Below are 16,165 nucleotides of genomic sequence, written 5' to 3'. Positions count from 1 at the left end.
CGTCGCGGCCGGGACGCGACCGGTCCTGCGGGGCCTGGGCGGCTGCGCGCGGCCCGACCTGAGCCGCCGCGAGCGCGAGGACTGCGAGGCCCGGCGCTGGGCGGACGCCGCCCCGGCCAACCCGCGCCTGAACCTGGACCTGACCGGCCGCTACGCCAGGAATCCCGAGCCGTTCCTGTCGCGGCGGCCCAGCAAGGGCTGCCGGGCCCGTCTCGCCGGCGACGTGGACGGCATGGGCAACGACATGAACGCCCGGGCGGGCGTCACCTGCGTGAAACCGTTTTAGCCGGCCTTCGCCGCCCGACCCGCCTTCACCGCCGCCGCCAGGGCGTCCAGCATCCGCACCGAGGTCTCCCAGTCGACGCAGGCGTCGGTCACCGACTGGCCGTAGACCAGGGGCTGGCCGGGGACGATGTCCTGGCGGCCGGCGACCAGGTTGCTCTCGATCATCACGCCCATGATCGGCGCGGCGCCGGTCGCCACCTGGGCGGCGATGTCGGCCACCACGGCCGGCTGGTTCTCGTGGTTCTTGCCGCTGTTGGCGTGGCTGGCGTCGACCATCAGCCGCGCCGGCAGGCCGGCCTTCTCCAGCGCCTGGGCGGCCGCCGCGACGCTGGCGGCGTCGTAGTTGGGGGTCTTGCCGCCGCGCAGCACCACGTGGCTGTCCTCGTTGCCGGTGGTGGTGGCGATGGCCGCGCGGCCCTCCTTGGTCACGGCCAGGAAATGGTGCGGCTGGGCCGCCGCCGTCACCGCGTCCACGGCCACCTTCACGTCGCCGTTGGTGCCGTTCTTGAAGCCCACCGGGCACGACAGGCCCGAGGCCATCTCGCGGTGGATCTGGCTCTCGGTGGTGCGGGCCCCGATCGCGCCCCAGGCCACCAGGTCGGCGATGTACTGGGGCGTGGTCACGTCCAGGAACTCGCAGGCCGCCGGCAGGCCCTGGGCGCTGACGTCCAGCAGCACCCGCCGCGCCAGCCGCAGGCCCTCGTTGATCCGGAAGCCGCCGTCCAGGCCCGGGTCGTTGATCAGCCCCTTCCAGCCGACCGTGGTGCGGGGCTTCTCGAAATAGACCCGCATGATCACCTCCAGCTCGCCGGCGTGGCGCTCGCGCTCGGCCGCCAGGCGATGCGCGTAGTCGAGGGCCGCCTTGGGGTCGTGGATCGAGCACGGCCCGATCACCACCACCAGCCGGTCGTCCTGGCCGTGCAGGATGCGGTGGACGGCGGCGCGGGCCTCGCCCACCACCTCGGCCACCGACGAGCTGGCGGGGGCCTCGCCGATCACCTGGGCGGGCGGACTGAGGGTCTGGAGCTGTTTGATCCTGAGGTCGTCGGTCGGGACCGGGATCGAGGCGATATTGGCGGCGGCGGCGGTCGAGGAAGGCACGGCGTAACTCCTGGAAATCGGGGAGGTCCGGCGGCCATCAAAAAAGCCGCCCGGGGAACCCCTGGCGGCTGGTGAAAGGTGTTCTTGGAGCCTGATCTCAGGCCGAACGATCCCCTCCCGGCGCCAGAGGCGTCGGATAGCTAAAATACCAAAACAGCTGTTGCTGGGCGGCGAGGATCATGGACCCAAGGTAGGGGCTGGCGGGGCGGCTGTCGAGTCCTGGGGCTGATTGGAAGTCCGAGGGGGCTGCAGGTTCGTGTTGTCGGAGCCCCGTGGCGGGTGTCGCGGCGGGCGGCCTTCGACCCAATAGCGGACTCCTCGGTCGACGGTGTAGGATTAGCATCGTAGCGACGCGTGTCGCCTTTGGTTCAGAGACGGGCGAGCGATCAGCATGGGTTGGCTAAGGGCTTTAAGTGATCGCCTTGGGCCGAGAGCAATCGGCGCGATAACCTTTATACTTTTGCTTCCGATATACGCCGCCTTCGTGCACTTCGATCAGGAGGGGCGGGGATTTGTAATTGTATGCATCTCCGTCGTTTTTATCGCCACCGCCTATGTTAATTCTGAAAATATTAGATTGCCTGTATTTGTTTCCGTACTCGTGTTGCTMTTTCTCGCGCAGGTAACGGGGGCGTTTTTTCTGAAGATCCCAGAACGCTTCCCCGGATTTGTCATGCTCCCCGCCGCCTTTGTGAACCTGCTTTTCGTCCTGGCGGTCATGAAACGCGTCGAAAAATGGGAGCGATCTCGCTTGGAGCGTAACGTCGAGTAGGGTTCCGCCAAGGCTAACCACCCTTCGCAGACCTCCGGAGCGTCTGCTCCTCGAGACCTTCATCCGAGCGGGCGGGCTTTCGACGAGACGAGCTCCCCTTTCAACCGTCATCCTCGGACTTGTTCCGAGGACCCCTCTGTCGGCGGGTTTGCCGCTTGGGAAGGAGCCGCGACCTCGCCGCTCCAAGGATCGCCCTTCTTCTCGGTTGAACCAGGGGTCTTCGGAACAAGTCCGAGGATGACGGAAGGGGGTAGGTCCGGGGCGCGCCGACGAACTGGACGGGCGCCGAACGCCCCTGACGGGGATAGAGCGTCGTCGATGCTCGGCGGATAGCGATCGATCTCCAGCGAAATCAACGCTCTAAACTTTTTCGACCTAAGTTATCAGCGGCGGTCGCTGCTCCCGTACCTTTGTGTCATGGCCGGGAGAAGCGAGATGAAGCTCGAAGCGGTGCTGGCGAAGACCGCCCACCTGATCGCCGAACGCTATACCGATCTGGTTCTGAAGATCGACGCCAGCGCCGACCAGCGCAGCGACGAGGCGCAACTGAAGCTCTGGGGGCGCGCGTCGATGGAAGGCTGCCGCGTCGGCGCCTTCTACGCTCAGGGCCAGAAGATGCTCGCCGGCCTGGCGAAGTTGGAGGCCGAGGTCGCCAAGACATCGGCGCAGGCGGCGGCCGCCGCCGTGGCGGCCACGGACGCCGCCAACGAGAACGACGCTGAAACCCCCGAGGAGATGGAAATGGATGACGACACCGGTCGCACCCCTGAACGCGTCGAGGCCCTCTACCGCGAGATTGATCGAAGACTGGCTGCTCTTGCAGCCCAGCGGGAAGCTAAGGGGCGCGATCGTCGAGACCCCCATCTCCCGGCTCGAGGCGGTGAAAGCGGCCTTGCCGCCGGTGCTGGAGCCGCATCAGACTCCCCCGCCTGACCCCTGGACMACCTGGCTGTTCCTGGGTGGTCGTGGCGCGGGCAAGACCTTCGCCGGCGCCGCCTGGATCAAGGACCAGGCCGAGCGCCACGGCAGCCTCGCCCTCGTCGGCCCCACCTTCCACGACGTGCGCGAGGTGATGATCGAAGGCCCTTCGGGCCTCAAGAGCCTCTACCCGCCCGGCGAGCGCCCCACGTGGCGGGCCAGCCGCCGACGTCTGGAGTTCCATAACGGCGCCGTCGCCCACGCCTTCTCGGCCGAGGACCCCGACGCCCTGCGCGGACCCCAGTTCCACGCCGCCTGGGCCGAYGAGTTCTGCGCCTGGCCGAAACCCGCCGAGACCCTGGCCATGCTGCGCTTCGGCCTGCGCCTGGGGACCGACCCGCGCCTGGTGGTCACCACCACCCCGCGCCCGATCCGCGCCCTGCGCAATCTGATCGCCGAGCCGGGAACGGTCGACACCCGCGCCCCGACCTCGGCCAACGCCGATCACCTGGCGCCGGCCTTCCTGTCGACCCTGCACAGCCTCTACGGCGGCACGCGCCTGGCCGCCCAGGAACTGGACGGGCTGATCGTCGAGGGCGAGGGCGGCCTCTTCCGCGCCGAGGACCTGGCCCGCTGCCGGGGCGCGCCGCCGGCCGCCTTCGAGCGCGTGGTCGTGGCCGTGGACCCGCCGGCCACGGCGGGCGGCGACGCCTGCGGGATCGTTGTGTGCGGGCGTTTTGACGGTCGGGCCTTCGTGCTCGAGGACCGCACCGCGCGCGGCCTGTCGCCCAACGCCTGGGCGCGGCGGGCGGTCGAGGCCGCCGTCGCCTGGTCGGCCGACGCCCTGGTGGCCGAGGCCAACCAGGGCGGCGACATGGTCCGCGCGGTCCTGGCCCAGGCGGCGCCGCCGTGCCCGGTGAAACTGGTCAAGGCCTCGACCGGCAAGCGGGCGAGGGCCGAGCCGGTGGCGGCCCTGTACGAGCAGGGCCGGGTCGTCCACTGCGGGGCGTTCGTCGGCCTGGAGGAGGAGCTGATGGCCCTGGGCTCCGGCGCGCTGGACCACAGCCCGGACCGGGCGGATGCGCTGGTCTGGGCGGTGAGCGAGCTGATGCTGGGCGTGGGGCGGCGGCCGCGGTTGTCGGTGTTGTGAGGGGTTCAGGACACTCCCCCCTCCGTCGGCTTCGCCGACACCTCCCCCACAGGGGGAGGGTGGTGGAACCAGAGCCCCTCCCCCAATGGGGGAGGTGGCCCGGAGGGCCGGAGGGGGGAGTGGATCTGAATATCCGCTCGGATCGCCTCGACCGCTCTGTCGACGTCGTCGACCACCCATCGCGCCGGTATCCTCAGCGTCCTGACACCCCGTTCCAGCATCCAGGCGTCGCGGATGACGTCCCGCGCCGGCTGGTCGCCTCGTTCATGGCCCTCGCCGTCGACCTCGACCGCGAGGCGGGCCGCCGGGCAGAAGAAGTCGAAAACATAGGGGCCGAGGGGGTGCTGCCGGCGAAATCTGAGCCCATCGAGTTTCGAGCCCCGTAGGGCCGACCAAAGAAGCCGTTCGGGGAGGGACGCATCCCTCCGCAGGGCTCTGGCCCGGGCGATGAAAGCCTTGGGTTCCTTCATGTCGATCCACTCCCCCCACCGGCCCTCCGGGCCACCTCCCCCACAGGGGGAGGGACTGTTGATCCGACCTTTCCGTCGCTCACCCATAACATGTTCCCGTTTCGTTCTCAACCTCCGCGAGGTCCCATGCCCCTGTTCAAACCCCGCCCGCCCGAGGCCAAGGACTCCCGCGCCGCGCGGCTGATCGCCCTGACCACGGCGGGCCGGCCCCGGTGGACGCCGCGCGACTACGCGGCCCTGGCGTCGGAGGGCTTCGGCAAGAACCCGATCGCCTATCGCTGCGTGCGGATGATCGCCGAGGCCGCCGCKGCCGTGCCGCTCACCGTCTTCGTCGGCGGCAAGCGCGCCGACGACCATCCGCTGCGCCGGCTGCTCCAGGCCCCCAATCCCGAACAGGGCGGGGCCGACCTGATGGAGGCGTTCTTCGGGCACCTGCAGGTGGCGGGGAACGGTTATCTCGAGGCGGCCGGAAACGACGACGCCCCCACCGAGCTCTACGCCTTGCGGCCCGACCGCATGACCGTGGTGCCCGGTCCCCGCGGCTGGCCGCTGGCCTACGACTACCAGGCCGCCGGCCGCACCGCCCGGATCGGCCGCGACGCCTCGGGCTGGCTGCCGGTGCTGCACCTGCGGCTGTTCAACCCGACCGACGACCACTACGGCTTCAGCCCGCTGGAGGCGGCGGCCTTCGCCATCGACGTGCACAACGCCTCGGGCGCCTGGAACAAGGCCCTGCTCGACAATTCGGCCCGGCCGTCCGGGGCCCTGGTCTACGCCAGCCGCGAGGCCGGCGACCGGCTCAGCGCCGAGCAGTTCGAGCGGCTGAAGGCCGAGCTCAGCGACGCCCACGCCGGGACCGCCAACGCCGGCCGACCGCTGCTGCTGGAAGGCGGGCTGGACTGGCGGCCGATGTCGCTGACGCCCGCCGACATGGACTTCGTCGAGGGCAAGCACGCCGCCGCCCGCGAGATCGCCCTGGCCTTCGGCGTGCCGCCCCAGCTGCTGGGCGTGCCCGGCGACAACACCTACGCCAACTACCGCGAGGCCAACGGGGCGTTCTGGCGGCACACCGTCGTCCCCCTGGCCGAGCGCGCGGCGCGGGCGCTGTCGGTGTGGCTCGAGCCCAAGTTCCCCGGCGCGCGGGTGGCCTGCGACCTGGACGCCGTGCCGGCGCTGTCGGCCGAGCGCGACGCGCTGTGGGCGCGGCTGGAGGGGGCGAGTTTCCTGACGGACGCGGAGCGGAGACGGTTGGCGGGGTTGGAGGGGTAGCTCACCGACTTGCCCCCACCTGACGGCTTCGCCGTCTGTCCGCCCCCATAGGGGGCGGAGGCTTCTCGCCGAGCCCTCTTCCCCCTGTGGGGGAAGACGACCGCGTAGCGGTCCGTAGGGGGCAAGTGTTCACCGCACCGGAGACCCCCATGACATCATCTCAACGCTGGCGGCTGGACCGCCAGGTCTCGGTCGGCCTGCTGGTGGCCGTGGCCCTGCAGGCCGCCGCCGCCCTGATGTGGGCCGGCCGCGCCTCGGCCCGCATCGACGACCTGCGCCAGCGCCTCGACGCCCAGGCTCCCGTCGCCGAGCGCCTGGCCCGCCTGGAGGCCCAGGCCGACGCCACGCGGGCCTCGCTGGCCCGGATCGAGAGCAAGCTGGATCAGCAGTAGCTCACCCCCTTGCCCCCACCTGACGGCTAGGCCGTCTGTCCGCCCATCTTCCCCCTGTGGGGGAAGGCGACCGCGAAGCGGTCCGTAGGGGGCAAGTGCTCACCGCACAGGAGCCTCAATGTCCGAAGCCCTAGAAATCGAAGGCCACGCCAGCCTGTTCTGGACCCGCGACCTCAACGACGACGTCACGGCCGCTGGGGCCTTCGCCGCCAGCCTGGCCCGCACCGGCCCGGCCGGGGTGAAGATGCTGCACCAGCACGACGACGCCGAGCCGATCGGGGTCTGGGACGAGATCGCCGAGGACGCCCAGGGGCTGTTCGTCCGTGGACGGATTCTGCGCACCACGGCCCGCGGCCGCCTGGTGGCCGCCCTGGTCGAGGCCGGCGCCCTGGATGGCCTCTCCATCGGCTTCCGCGCCGTGAAGGCCCGCCCCGACGAGACAGGGCGGCTGCGGGTGCTGACGGCGGTGGAGCTGTGGGAGGTGTCGATCGTGACCTTCCCGATGCTGCCGGGGGCGCGGTTGAAGGTCGCGCGGCCGGAGGTCGGCTAGCCCGGCGCCGCGCCGTGGTCTAGCTTGCCCGGACAGCCGGGGGACGCTTCGATGACACGGATCTGGACGATCTTGACCGCCCTGGTCCTGGCGGCCCTTCCGGCCGMGGCCCGCGCCGGCTGGGCGGCCACCGAATGGGACATGACGCCCGCCCAGGTCGAGGCGGCGATGCCCGGGACCAAGTCGGTCAAGCGCGGCGCGGTGCTGTCGATGGGCCAGGTGCGGTCGGCCGGCCAATACACGCTGAACGGCCAGGCCGTCCGGACGAGCTACTATTACGACGACAAGGGCCTGTCGCTGGTCATGTTGCGCGTGCCCTTCAAGGCCTGCGGCGCGACGCTGGACCAGCTGCAGAGCGACCATGGCCGGCCGCTGAGGATCAGCGACCAGGTGTTCTTTCGGCTGGTGATCTGGCACGACGAGCCGGCCCAGACCCGGATACGGCTGATGGTCTCGCCCGAAGCCGAGATCTGCGACCTGCATTTCGAACGCCTGTCGACCTATCGCGAGGTCGACCTGGCCCAGGCGGCGCGGCCCTAGCGACGTGCAGGATTTCAGCGACCAGCCCGGCTTCGCGGCCGCCCTCGGCGTCCTGCCGCTGGCCCTGGTCGCGGTCGTTCTGGTCTTCGCCCTGATCGGGACGCGGGCGGCGAACCCCGGGCTTCGGCGCGGCTTCAGGCTGCTGGCCTGGGCGTGCGGGCTGGTGCTGGCCGCCGGCGCGGTCGGCCTGGCCGTTCTCACCGCCGCCTGAAACGACGGCCGGCCGCGCGGCTCACGGTTCCTGGAGATCGACCGCGACCGGAGGACTGTCGGCGTTCTCGCCGACCGCGTCGGGCAGGAAGCGCACCTCGGCCTGGGTCCAGCAATCGCTCCATTCCGTCGCGACGACGGCGCCGCAGACGCAGGCGCGGTTGGGGCCGTCCATGCCGTCGGAACCGCAGCAACCATTGTCCCGCCCGTGCGGCAGCAAGGCGTCCGGCAGGACGTCGTCCGGATGGGCGGCGATCGCGCCGGCCGGCGAGAAGACATGGATCCGGATCACCTCGCCGTGCTGGGTGACCGGGGTGCTGCTTTCCTCGAGCAGGCGGACGAGGGCGCCGACCGGGACGGTCGGGGCGCGATCGACCACCGTCACGTCATGCTCGGCCGGCGCCCCCCAGCGGCAGTCGCGGGTCAGCGGTCGGCCGCAGGCGGTGCAGGTCAAGCAAGGCATGCGCCGACGATAGCGTTCCAACGCGGGTCCTAGAAGACCGCGCGTTCGAGCCCCTTCCGCCCGTCCTCCGGGGCGAAGGCGGAGGGACCTTTCTTCAAAACCGGAGATCCCCATGAAGGAAACCAAACAGGCCGCGGCCTCGCCCGAGGCCCGGGCGGCGCTGCACGAGGTGCTGGCCGCGTTCGAGGGCTTCAAGGCCGCCAACGACCAGCGCCTGGCGGCGCTGGAGACCAAGCGCGCCGACGTGCTGCTGGAGGAGAAGGTCGCCCGCATCGACGAGGCCGTCTCCAGCGCCCAGGCGCGGCTGGACCGCGTGCTGAGCGACGCCCGGCGCCCTTCCATCGGCGGTGACGCGCCGCTGGCGCGTGTGGACGAGCGCAAGGCCGCCTTCGACCGCTACATCAAGACCGGCGAGACCCCCGGCCTCCTCCTGGAAGCCAAGGGCCTGTCGGAAGGCGTGGCCACGGCCGGCGGCTATGTGGCCCCGGCCGAACTGGAGCGGCAGATCCTGCGCCGTCTCGCGGCGGCGAGCCCGATGCGCGACATCTGCCAGGTGCGCACCATCGGAGCCGGCACGTTCCGCAAGCCCGTCTCGACCGCCGGCCTGGCCGCCAGCTGGGTGGCCGAGACCGCGGCGCGTCCGGAGACCACGGCCCCGACCCTGGACGTGATCGACTTCCCGGCCGGCGAGCTCTACGCCAGCCCGGCCGCCACCCAGGCCCTGCTCGACGACGCCTATGTCAACATCGACGAGTGGCTGGCCGAGGAGGTGCAGGACGCCTTCGCCGCCCAGGAGACCTCGGCGTTCATCAGCGGCGACGGGGTCAACAAGCCCAAGGGCCTGCTGGCCTACACCGCCGCGCCGGACGCCAGCTACACCTGGGGCCAGGTCGGCTACCTGGCCACCGGCGTCGCCGGCGCCTGGCCGGCCAGCAACCCGACCGACAAGCTGATCGACCTGATCTACGCCACCAAGACCCAGTACCGCCAGAACGGCCGCTTCGTGCTGAACCGCCGCACGGTGAGCGCCGTGCGCAAGTTCAAGGACGCCCAGGGCAACTACATCTGGAACGCGGCCCTGCAGCCGGGCCAGTCGGCCAGCCTGCTGGGCTATCCGGTCACCGAGATCGAGGCCATGCCCGACGTGGCGGCCAACGCCATGGCCATCGCGTTCGGCGACTTCGAGAAGGGCTACCTGATCGTCGACCGCGCCGGCGTCCGCGTGCTGCGCGACCCGTACTCGGCCAAGCCGCACGTGCTGTTCTACACCACCAAGCGGGTCGGCGGCGGGGTGCAGAACTTCGACGCGATCAAGCTGCTGAAGTTCGCGGTGTCGTAGTCCCGTCCCACTTGCCCCCACCTGGCGACTTCGTCGCCTGTCCGCCCCCATAGGGGGCGGAGGCTGGAGGCGCGCGTCCTCCGCCCCCTATGGGGGCGGACAGACCGCGCAGCGGTCAGGTGGGGGCAAGTCCCTCTTTCCACGGAAAATCTCATGCCCCTCTCCATCACCCTGGCCGAGGCCAAGGGCTTCCTGCGCGTGGCCGACGCCACGGAGGACGCCCTGGTCGGGCTGCTGATCGACGCCGCCGAGGCGCGCGTCGCCGCCGCCACGGGCCTGGTCCTGGCGCCCGCCAGCCCCGCGCCGCTGCGCCTGGCCGTGCTGCTGCTGGTCGCCCACGCCTACGAGCACCGCGACGGGAGCGAACCGCCGCCCGGCCTGGTCGAGGCCTGGCTGGCCCCGTACCGCGAGGCCCGGCTGTGAGCGGCCCTCTGAATAATGGCCCCGACGCGGCGATCGCCGCCGCCCTGGTCGAGGCCCTGAAGGCCGCGCCCGCCGTCTCGGCCCTGGTCGAGGGCCGCGTCCACGTCGATGCGCCGCGCCGGCCGACCTATCCGTGCGTCAGCCTCAGCCGCCAGGAAAGCCGGCCGTTCGGACCGGACGCGGATGGCCTGGAGCACCTGCTGACCGTCACCTGCGCCAGCCGGTTCGGCGGTCCGGAGGAGGCCCGCGCCGTCACCGCCGCCGTCCGCGCGGCCCTGCACAATGCGCCGCTCGTCGTGACCGGCCGCCGCCTGGTCACCCTGCGCGTCACCTATGCCGACGTCTTCCGCGCCGCCGACCGCGAGCTGTCGCTGGGCGTGCTGCGGGTGCGGGCGGTGACCGAGACCGTCTGAACGACAGCAGCTCACCCCCTTGCCCCCACCTGACGGCTTCGCCGTCTGTCCGCCCCCATAGGGGGAGGAGGCCGAAAGCGCGAAGCCTCTTCCCCCTGTGGGGGAAGACGACCGCGTAGCGGTCCGTAGGGGGCAAGTGATCGCCACAAACCCCGCAACCCGGAGATCCTCCCATGGCCGCCCAAGCCGGCAAAGACATCCTGCTGAAGATCAGCGACGGCGCCCCGACGCCGACCTTCACCACCGTGGCCGGCCTGCGGGCCCGCACGATCAGCCTCAACGCCCAGACCATCGACGCCACCGACGGCGACAGCGCCGGCCGCTGGCGCGAGCTGCTGGCCGGGGCGGGCGTGCGCTCGGTCGCCGTCTCGGGCGCCGGCGTGTTCCGCGACGCGGCGTCCGACGCCCTGGTCCGCGACAGCTTCTTCGCCCAGACGGCGCGGGTGTGGCGCCTGGTGATCCCCGACTTCGTCCAGCTGGAGGGGCCGTTCCTGGTGGCCGCCCTGGAATACGCCGGCGACCACGACGGCGAGGCCGCGTTCGCCCTGTCCCTGGCCTCGGCCGGGGCGGTGACGTTCACGGCGATCTGAGGCTCATCAGAAGCCGCTCATCCCGGCGAATGCCGGGACCCAGATGGAATGGCTTTGAGGCTGACGCCATGAGCTCCGAGCTCTTCCAATCAGCCACACCGCTAAGGGATCTGGGTCCCGGCATTCGCCGGGATGAGCGGATCAAAATTATCCGAAAGGTATTTGGGATGCACACCCCCAACCCCGCCCGAGGCGAGGTCCTCGTCCCCCTGGCCGGGGCACCCCGCCGCCTGTGCCTGACCCTGGGCGCCCTGGCCCGCATCGAGGCGGCCCTGGGCTTGCAGGACTGGAGCGCCTTGCCCGAACGGTTCGCGCGGCTGTCGGCGACCGAGCTGACCGCCGTGCTTGCGGCCCTGCTGGAGGGCGGCGGCGAGGATCCGGCCGTGCTGGACGCCGCCCCGGTCGCCATCCCCGAAGCMGTCGCGGCCGTGGCCGCCGCCCTGGCGGCCGCCACATGACGCCCCCCATGACGCCCCATTGGCGCGACGCCCTGCGCCTGGCCGGGTTGCAGCTGAGCATCCCGCCCGAGGCGTTCTGGCGGCTGTCCCTGGCCGAGTGGCGCGCCGTGACGGAGACGCCCGCCGCCCCGGTCCTGGCCCGCGCGGCCCTGGACGCCCTGATCGCCCGCTTCCCCGACGAGGAACCCCAATGAGCGACTTCGACCCAGATGGCCTGGACGCCATCCCCGCCCGCGCCGCCGAGGCCGCCGCCGCCCTGGCCGCGTTGCGCGCCCCGGCCGAGCAGGCCGCCCGCAGCATTGACGAGGCCTTCGCCAAGGCCGGCGCGGGCCTCGTCCGCTCGCTGGCCCACGCGGCCGCCGACGGCAAGGTCAGCCTGGGCGAACTGGCGCGGGCGGTGATCGACGCGATGTCGGCCGGGACTTCCGGGGGCGGCGGCCTGGTCCATGCCCTGGCCGGCGCCCTGGGCTCGGCCTTCTCAGGAGCCCAATTCTCTGGAGCAAGGGCCGACGGCGGCCCGGTGGCGGCCGGCGGGGCCTATCTGGTGGGCGAGCGCGGGCCCGAGCTGTTCCAGCCGGCCAGCGGCGGGACGATCGCGCCGGCCGGGGCGGCCGGGGTCAGCGTCACCGTCAACGTCCAGGGCGCCGACACCGCGTCCCTGGCCCGCTCCGACGCCCAGCTGGCCCAGGCCCTGGCCCGCGCGGTGAGCCTGGGGGCGAGAGGGCTATGATTTTGATCCGCTCATCCCGGCGAATGCCGGGACCCAGATCCTATGGCGGTGTGTCGGGCTGGATCAGCTCTGAGCTTGAGGAACCCACCTCAAAGCCATTCCATCTGGGTCCCGGCATTCGCCGGGATGAGCGGATTATGGGGAATTCAGGCGTTGGGGTTCAGGTCAGGGAACAGGTCCCGCCAGGTCGGATTGTCGGCCTCGATCAGCATGAGCTTCCAGGAGCGACGCCATTCCTTGATCCGCCGCTCGCGCTGAAACGCGCCGTCACGGGTCTCGAAGACCTCGTACCAGACCAGGATCGTGCAGTGATATTTCGCCGTGAAGCCGTCGCGAATGTGTTCGCGATGCTCTTCGATCCGGCGCGACAGATCGTCGGTGGAGCCGATATAGAGCGTACCGTTCCGCTGGCTGGCGACGATGTAGCAGTAGAAGGCCATACGGCATTTCCCCACCGCCGAAGCGATGGGGAAAGCTTGAAAAATCAGGGTTTCGGTTTTCGTCCTAGACCACCACCGCCGTCAGCGGCGGCTGGCCATACCGGTTGTCGACCGGCTCGCCCTCGGCGACGCCCACCCACAGGGTGAAGGCGATCATCGAGATGAAGGCGACGGCGACGCTGACCAGCAGGACCCCGACCCCGGCCAGGGCGGCCAGTTCGGGCTCGCCGCCGGTGAGGGCGGCGACGGCCGCGCCGAAGCCGATCCACAGGGCCGAGCCGACGATCAGCACCGGGCCCAGGGCCAGGGCCGGCGCCTGCCACCAGCCGCTGCGGCCCATGTCGTGCAGGCGCTTGGTGCACAGGCACACCCAGGCGAACAGGGCGATCAGCCCCAGCGCGTGGCCGACCACCGGGATCCACCCGGCCAACATCTGGACGCCCAGCAACACCAGCCAGCCGATCCAGAACGCCTGCCGGCCGATGCGGCCCTCGGCAGAGAAGAACAGCGATTTCCAGTCCATTTCCAGCTCCCAAATCCTGAAGCGAGATTAGGAGCAGCGGGCTCGCGGTTTAAGTGAATTGCAAGTCATGACGCGGGTTTAACCTGGGTCGCCGCGAAGCCCCGCGGGAAGGTGGGCGTCGGCCCCAGGCTGCCGATCCAGCCCAGGAAGATCGCCCAGGCCAGGGCGCTGGCCGCCATGTCGGCCAGGATCGGGGTGATCACCGCCATGCCGTCGTCGAACAGGTCATAGGCCCACAGTCCCATCAGCCCATGGATCAGCAGCACGATCAGGCCGAAGGCGATCAGCGGGGTGCGGCCCTGGCCGGCGTGGCGCGAGCGCTTCAGCACCAGGCAGGCGGCGGCGTAGAGGCGGGCGGCCACGATCAGGACCGCCGAGACCAGCGGCACGTCGGCCGCGACCGCGCCGTAGGCGTGGCTGGCCGCGCCCCCCACCAGGAAGGCCTCGCCGATCACCGGGATCGCGGCCGGCGAGCCCTCCACGCCCAGCCGCGTCAGGCCCAGCCAGACCGCCAGGCCCAGCACCGTCAGCTGCAGCAGGCCGCTCCAGAAGGTGCGGCGGTCAATCACGCCGCGGGGATCGAACAGCAGGGACAACGCACGCATCGACGGGTTCCTCCAGGGTTTTCGGTTCAAAGGGTGAATATTCACTCACATACGGCGACACTATCGCCCGAGGTCGGGCGGGCTTGGGTCAGGCAGGGCGGGGCTGGCGCGGACGGCTGGCGACGAGCCAGATGAAGAAGGCGGTCCAGAGCAGCAGGTTGAACACGACGTCGATCAGGGGCGGGAAGAGCGTCCCCATCTCCGAGGCCCACAGCGTGTAGGCCCACCGGCCCATCTGCACGTGGAAGGCCAGGCTCACCGCGCTCACGACGATCAGCGAGAGCGGGCCGCGCCCGGCGTCCCTCAGGCGCTTCAGGCACAGGCACGCCAGCGCGTAGAGGCGGGCGCAGGCGAGCAGGACGGCCGGGATCAGCAGGGGCGAGGCGTCCTTGTCGAGGACCGCCTCGATGATCGCGGCCACCAGCAGCGACGTACCCAACAGCGGCGTCGCGGCCGCCGCCAGATCGCCGACCGGCCACCACAGGGTCAGCGCCCCGAAGATCGCCAGGGCGAGGACGGCGATCGCCGCCAGCGCCGTCAGGCCGTCGGCGAACGTCTTGCGTCCGACGGCGCCGCGCGGGTCCAGCAACAGCTTCGAGAAATCCATGGTCCGCCCCTCCGATGCGGCGACCATAAGTGAATGTTCACTCACATGCAAGGAGGCGGCGCATGACCGCGTTCCACGAGGCGCGCCTGCCCGCGCGCCTGGCTTTCGGCTGCACCGGCGGCGTCGAGCGGCGCACCCAGGTGACGACCCTGGCCTCGGGCTTCGAGCGGCGCTCCAGCCCCTGGACCCAGGGGCGGCGGCGCTACCTGATCGGCACGGCGACGCGGCCGCTGGACGACGCGGCCGAGCTGGTCGCCTTCTTCGAGGCGCGGCGCGGGCGGCTGCACGGCTTCCGCTTCCGTGACCCGGCCGACTGCAAGTCGTGCGCGCCCTCGGCGACGCCGGCCGCGACCGACCAGGCGATCGGGATCGGCGACGGGGCGCGCCGGATCTTCCCGCTGTGCAAGACCTACGGGACCGGCGAGACGGCGGTGATCCGCGCCATCGCCAAGCCGGTGGCCGGCACGGTCAAGCTGGCGGTGGCGGGCGTGGTCCTGGGGGGCGGGGCCTTCGCGGTCGACACGGCGACGGGCCTGGTGACCCTGACGACCGCTCCGGCGGCGGGGGCGACGGTGACGGCCGGCTTCGAGTTCGACACGCCCGTGCGCTTCGACGGCGACCGGATCGACGTGACCCTGGAAAGCTTCAACGCCGCCCGGGTGGGCGCCGTGGCCCTGGTCGAGGTGCGGGTCTGATGCGCGCCGTCCCGACCGACCTGGCCGCGCGGCTGGAGAGCGGCGCGGCGTCGCTCTGCCACGCCTGGATCCTGACCCGGGCCGACGGCGCGGTGCTGGGCTTTACCGACCACGACCGCGACCTGGTAGTCGAGGGCGTGACCTGCCGGGCGGCCAGCGGCTGGACCGCCGGGGCGTCCGAGACGGCGGCCGGCTTCGCGCCCGGCCAGGCCGCGGCGGTGGGCGGCTTCGACGATGCGGCCCTGAGCGAGGCCGACCTCCTGGCCGGGCTCTATGACGGGGCGCGGGTGGACTGCCGCGTGGTCGACTGGTCCGCGCCGGCCCTGTCGGTCCCGCTGTGGTCGGCCCGCGTGGCGGCCGCCAAGGCCGAGGGCGGGGCTTTCACCCTGAGCCTGGAGGGGCCGCTGGCGGCGCTGGACCGGGTGGCCGGCCGCACCTTCGGCCGCTCGTGCGACGCGGCGTTCGGCGACGCGCGGTGCGGGGTGGATGTCGCGGCGTTCCCGGGGGCGGCTTGCGACAAGCGCTGGGCGACGTGCCAGGGCGTGTTCGGCAACGGGCTGAACTTCCGGGGATTCCCGACGGCGCCGGGCGAGGACTTCCTGACGCTGTATCCCAACGAGGGGGAGCGCAATGACGGCGGGCGGCGGTGAGGCGATCACTTGCCCCCACCTGGCGGCTTCGCCGCCTGTCCGCCCCCGCAGGGGGCGGATGCCGGCGCCGGCGCATCTTCCCCCTCCGGGGGAAGGCGACCGCGAAGCGGTMCGTAGGGGGCAAGTGGTAGCCGCCTCTGACTCCGACCGTGAGCGCGCTCTGACCGAAGCCCGCCGATGGCTCGGCACCCCCTACCAGCACCAGGCCTCCCTGCGCGGCGTCGGCTGCGACTGCTTGGGGCTGGTGCGCGGCGTCTGGCGGGCCCTGCACGGCGCCGAGCCCGAGGCCCCGCCGCCCTACCGTCCTGACTGGGCCGAGCTGGGCGGCCGCGAGCTGCTGCGTGAGGCGCTGGAACGCCGGCTGGTCCCGCTGGACCCCGTCGCCGCCCGCCCGGGCGACGTGCTGCTGTTCCGCATGGCCCCCGGCGCTCCCGCCAAGCACTGCGCGATCCGCTCGGCCGACGACCGCATGATCCACGCCTACTGGGGCCGCGCCTGCGTCGAGAGCTGGCTGGGCCGCTGGTGGCGCGAGCGGCTGGTCGCGGCCTTCGCCTTTCCGGAAACCTGAAGGA

27 protein-coding genes are annotated in these 16,165 nt (G+C 71.6%); 19 read left to right on the top strand and 8 right to left on the bottom strand.

All coding sequences use genetic code 11. The features are described from left to right. Positions 1 to 286 (top strand): hypothetical protein (locus tag AC1U89_RS21185; protein WP_479901612.1); only part of this gene is annotated, 286 nt, incomplete at its 5' end. Here the strand turns inward: AC1U89_RS21185 and AC1U89_RS21180 are convergent. Next, a complete protein-coding gene (locus AC1U89_RS21180) occupies positions 283 to 1,356 on the bottom strand; it encodes a 3-deoxy-7-phosphoheptulonate synthase (protein WP_479901615.1) in 1,074 nt (357 codons plus the stop codon). The genes AC1U89_RS21185 and AC1U89_RS21180 overlap by 4 nt on opposite strands. 127 nt (positions 1,357 to 1,483) lie before the next feature. Next, entirely contained in the window at positions 1,484 to 1,567 is an 84-nt protein-coding gene (locus AC1U89_RS21175; RefSeq protein ID WP_156035634.1) for a hypothetical protein, read from the bottom strand. A 303-nt stretch (positions 1,568 to 1,870) separates the two neighbouring features. Between AC1U89_RS21175 and AC1U89_RS21170 the strand changes: the two genes are divergently transcribed. The 3 genes from AC1U89_RS21170 to AC1U89_RS21160 all read left to right on the top strand — a co-directional run bounded on the left by AC1U89_RS21170 (position 1,871) and on the right by AC1U89_RS21160 (position 4,226). Next, on the top strand, positions 1,871 to 2,158 hold the full coding sequence (locus AC1U89_RS21170; RefSeq protein ID WP_479901611.1) for a hypothetical protein: 288 nt from the start codon (positions 1,871 to 1,873) through the stop codon (positions 2,156 to 2,158). Between the two features lie 435 nt (positions 2,159 to 2,593). Continuing rightward, positions 2,594 to 3,091: a hypothetical protein gene (locus tag AC1U89_RS21165; RefSeq protein ID WP_479901610.1), complete on the top strand. Its 498-nt coding sequence runs from the start codon at positions 2,594 to 2,596 to the stop codon at positions 3,089 to 3,091. Next, positions 3,039 to 4,226, top strand: a complete 1,188-nt coding sequence (locus AC1U89_RS21160; RefSeq protein WP_479901609.1) for a DNA-packaging protein — start codon at positions 3,039 to 3,041, stop codon at positions 4,224 to 4,226. Before AC1U89_RS21165 ends, AC1U89_RS21160 begins: the two co-directional genes overlap by 53 nt. Positions 4,227 to 4,231: 5 nt before the next feature. Here the strand turns inward: AC1U89_RS21160 and AC1U89_RS21155 are convergent, their stop codons facing one another. Further along, positions 4,232 to 4,696 (bottom strand): endonuclease domain-containing protein, encoded by a 465-nt coding sequence (locus AC1U89_RS21155; RefSeq protein WP_479901608.1) that lies wholly within the window; start codon positions 4,694 to 4,696, stop codon positions 4,232 to 4,234. Positions 4,697 to 4,786: 90 nt separating this feature from the next. Here AC1U89_RS21155 and AC1U89_RS21150 point away from each other — a divergent pair, with 90 nt between their 5' ends. The 5 genes from AC1U89_RS21150 (at position 4,787) to AC1U89_RS21130 (ending at position 7,658) form a co-directional block, all read left to right on the top strand. Next, positions 4,787 to 5,965, top strand: coding sequence for a phage portal protein (locus AC1U89_RS21150; protein WP_479901607.1), 1,179 nt, complete (start codon positions 4,787 to 4,789; stop codon positions 5,963 to 5,965). 149 nt (positions 5,966 to 6,114) lie between these two features. After that, positions 6,115 to 6,357 carry a hypothetical protein gene (locus AC1U89_RS21145; protein ID WP_479901606.1) on the top strand — a complete coding sequence of 81 codons (243 nt, stop codon included), beginning with the start codon at positions 6,115 to 6,117 and terminating at the stop codon, positions 6,355 to 6,357. Positions 6,358 to 6,475: 118 nt separating this feature from the next. Beyond that, complete coding sequence (locus AC1U89_RS21140; protein WP_479901605.1) at positions 6,476 to 6,907, top strand: HK97 family phage prohead protease; 432 nt, start codon at positions 6,476 to 6,478, stop codon at positions 6,905 to 6,907. A gap of 51 nt (positions 6,908 to 6,958) precedes the next feature. Continuing rightward, positions 6,959 to 7,447, top strand: coding sequence for a hypothetical protein (locus AC1U89_RS21135; RefSeq protein ID WP_479901604.1), 489 nt, complete (start codon positions 6,959 to 6,961; stop codon positions 7,445 to 7,447). 4 nt (positions 7,448 to 7,451) lie between these two features. After that, positions 7,452 to 7,658 (top strand): hypothetical protein, encoded by a 207-nt coding sequence (locus AC1U89_RS21130; RefSeq protein ID WP_479901603.1) that lies wholly within the window; start codon positions 7,452 to 7,454, stop codon positions 7,656 to 7,658. A gap of 21 nt (positions 7,659 to 7,679) precedes the next feature. Here the strand turns inward: AC1U89_RS21130 and AC1U89_RS21125 are convergent, their stop codons facing one another. Next, on the bottom strand, positions 7,680 to 8,120 hold the full coding sequence (locus AC1U89_RS21125; protein WP_479901602.1) for a hypothetical protein: 441 nt from the start codon (positions 8,118 to 8,120) through the stop codon (positions 7,680 to 7,682). Positions 8,121 to 8,232: 112 nt separating this feature from the next. Between AC1U89_RS21125 and AC1U89_RS21120 the strand changes: the two genes are divergently transcribed. The 7 genes from AC1U89_RS21120 to AC1U89_RS21090 all read left to right on the top strand — a co-directional run bounded on the left by AC1U89_RS21120 (position 8,233) and on the right by AC1U89_RS21090 (position 12,073). Beyond that, entirely contained in the window at positions 8,233 to 9,459 is a 1,227-nt protein-coding gene (locus AC1U89_RS21120) for a phage major capsid protein (protein WP_479901601.1), read from the top strand. Between the two features lie 153 nt (positions 9,460 to 9,612). After that, positions 9,613 to 9,882 (top strand): head-tail connector protein, encoded by a 270-nt coding sequence (locus tag AC1U89_RS21115; protein ID WP_479901600.1) that lies wholly within the window; start codon positions 9,613 to 9,615, stop codon positions 9,880 to 9,882. Next, on the top strand, positions 9,879 to 10,295 hold the full coding sequence (locus AC1U89_RS21110) for a DUF3168 domain-containing protein (protein ID WP_479901599.1): 417 nt from the start codon (positions 9,879 to 9,881) through the stop codon (positions 10,293 to 10,295). Before AC1U89_RS21115 ends, AC1U89_RS21110 begins: the two co-directional genes overlap by 4 nt. A 173-nt stretch (positions 10,296 to 10,468) precedes the next feature. Continuing rightward, positions 10,469 to 10,885 (top strand): phage major tail protein, TP901-1 family, encoded by a 417-nt coding sequence (locus AC1U89_RS21105; RefSeq protein ID WP_479901598.1) that lies wholly within the window; start codon positions 10,469 to 10,471, stop codon positions 10,883 to 10,885. A gap of 167 nt (positions 10,886 to 11,052) precedes the next feature. Further along, a complete protein-coding gene (locus tag AC1U89_RS21100) occupies positions 11,053 to 11,343 on the top strand; it encodes a GTA-gp10 family protein (protein WP_479901597.1) in 291 nt (96 codons plus the stop codon). Further along, on the top strand, positions 11,340 to 11,537 hold the full coding sequence (locus AC1U89_RS21095; protein ID WP_479901596.1) for a phage tail assembly chaperone: 198 nt from the start codon (positions 11,340 to 11,342) through the stop codon (positions 11,535 to 11,537). Before AC1U89_RS21100 ends, AC1U89_RS21095 begins: the two co-directional genes overlap by 4 nt. Beyond that, positions 11,534 to 12,073: a phage tail tape measure protein gene (locus AC1U89_RS21090; RefSeq protein ID WP_479901595.1), complete on the top strand. Its 540-nt coding sequence runs from the start codon at positions 11,534 to 11,536 to the stop codon at positions 12,071 to 12,073. The genes AC1U89_RS21095 and AC1U89_RS21090 overlap by 4 nt, the downstream gene beginning before the upstream one ends. Positions 12,074 to 12,219: 146 nt before the next feature. On the opposite strand, the gene AC1U89_RS21085 is transcribed toward AC1U89_RS21090, so the two are convergent. The 4 genes from AC1U89_RS21085 to AC1U89_RS21070 all read right to left on the bottom strand — a co-directional run bounded on the left by AC1U89_RS21085 (position 12,220) and on the right by AC1U89_RS21070 (position 14,248). After that, positions 12,220 to 12,513 carry a GIY-YIG nuclease family protein gene (locus AC1U89_RS21085; protein WP_479901594.1) on the bottom strand — a complete coding sequence of 98 codons (294 nt, stop codon included), beginning with the start codon at positions 12,511 to 12,513 and terminating at the stop codon, positions 12,220 to 12,222. Between the two features lie 64 nt (positions 12,514 to 12,577). After that, a complete protein-coding gene (locus AC1U89_RS21080) occupies positions 12,578 to 13,036 on the bottom strand; it encodes a DUF805 domain-containing protein (RefSeq protein ID WP_479901593.1) in 459 nt (152 codons plus the stop codon). A gap of 65 nt (positions 13,037 to 13,101) precedes the next feature. Next, entirely contained in the window at positions 13,102 to 13,641 is a 540-nt protein-coding gene (locus tag AC1U89_RS21075) for a hypothetical protein (protein ID WP_479901592.1), read from the bottom strand. Between the two features lie 88 nt (positions 13,642 to 13,729). Continuing rightward, positions 13,730 to 14,248 carry a hypothetical protein gene (locus tag AC1U89_RS21070; protein WP_479901591.1) on the bottom strand — a complete coding sequence of 173 codons (519 nt, stop codon included), beginning with the start codon at positions 14,246 to 14,248 and terminating at the stop codon, positions 13,730 to 13,732. 62 nt (positions 14,249 to 14,310) lie between these two features. Here AC1U89_RS21070 and AC1U89_RS21065 point away from each other — a divergent pair, with 62 nt between their 5' ends. The 3 genes from AC1U89_RS21065 to AC1U89_RS21055 all read left to right on the top strand — a co-directional run bounded on the left by AC1U89_RS21065 (position 14,311) and on the right by AC1U89_RS21055 (position 16,161). Continuing rightward, complete coding sequence (locus AC1U89_RS21065) at positions 14,311 to 14,943, top strand: phage distal tail protein, Rcc01695 family (protein ID WP_479901590.1); 633 nt, start codon at positions 14,311 to 14,313, stop codon at positions 14,941 to 14,943. Continuing rightward, positions 14,943 to 15,593, top strand: a complete 651-nt coding sequence (locus AC1U89_RS21060) for a baseplate hub domain-containing protein (RefSeq protein ID WP_479901589.1) — start codon at positions 14,943 to 14,945, stop codon at positions 15,591 to 15,593. The genes AC1U89_RS21065 and AC1U89_RS21060 overlap by 1 nt, the downstream gene beginning before the upstream one ends. Before the next feature lie 124 nt (positions 15,594 to 15,717). After that, the gene (locus AC1U89_RS21055) at positions 15,718 to 16,161 is read left to right on the top strand and encodes an NlpC/P60 family protein (RefSeq protein ID WP_479901588.1); all 444 of its coding nucleotides are present in this window, start codon (positions 15,718 to 15,720) and stop codon (positions 16,159 to 16,161) included. Positions 16,162 to 16,165: the final 4 nt, after the last annotated feature.

Source organism: Caulobacter sp. 05T431 (genome assembly GCF_056665975.1).
Note: the sequence above shows the minus strand (reverse complement) of the source record. Positions and strands in the feature narration are given on the sequence as shown.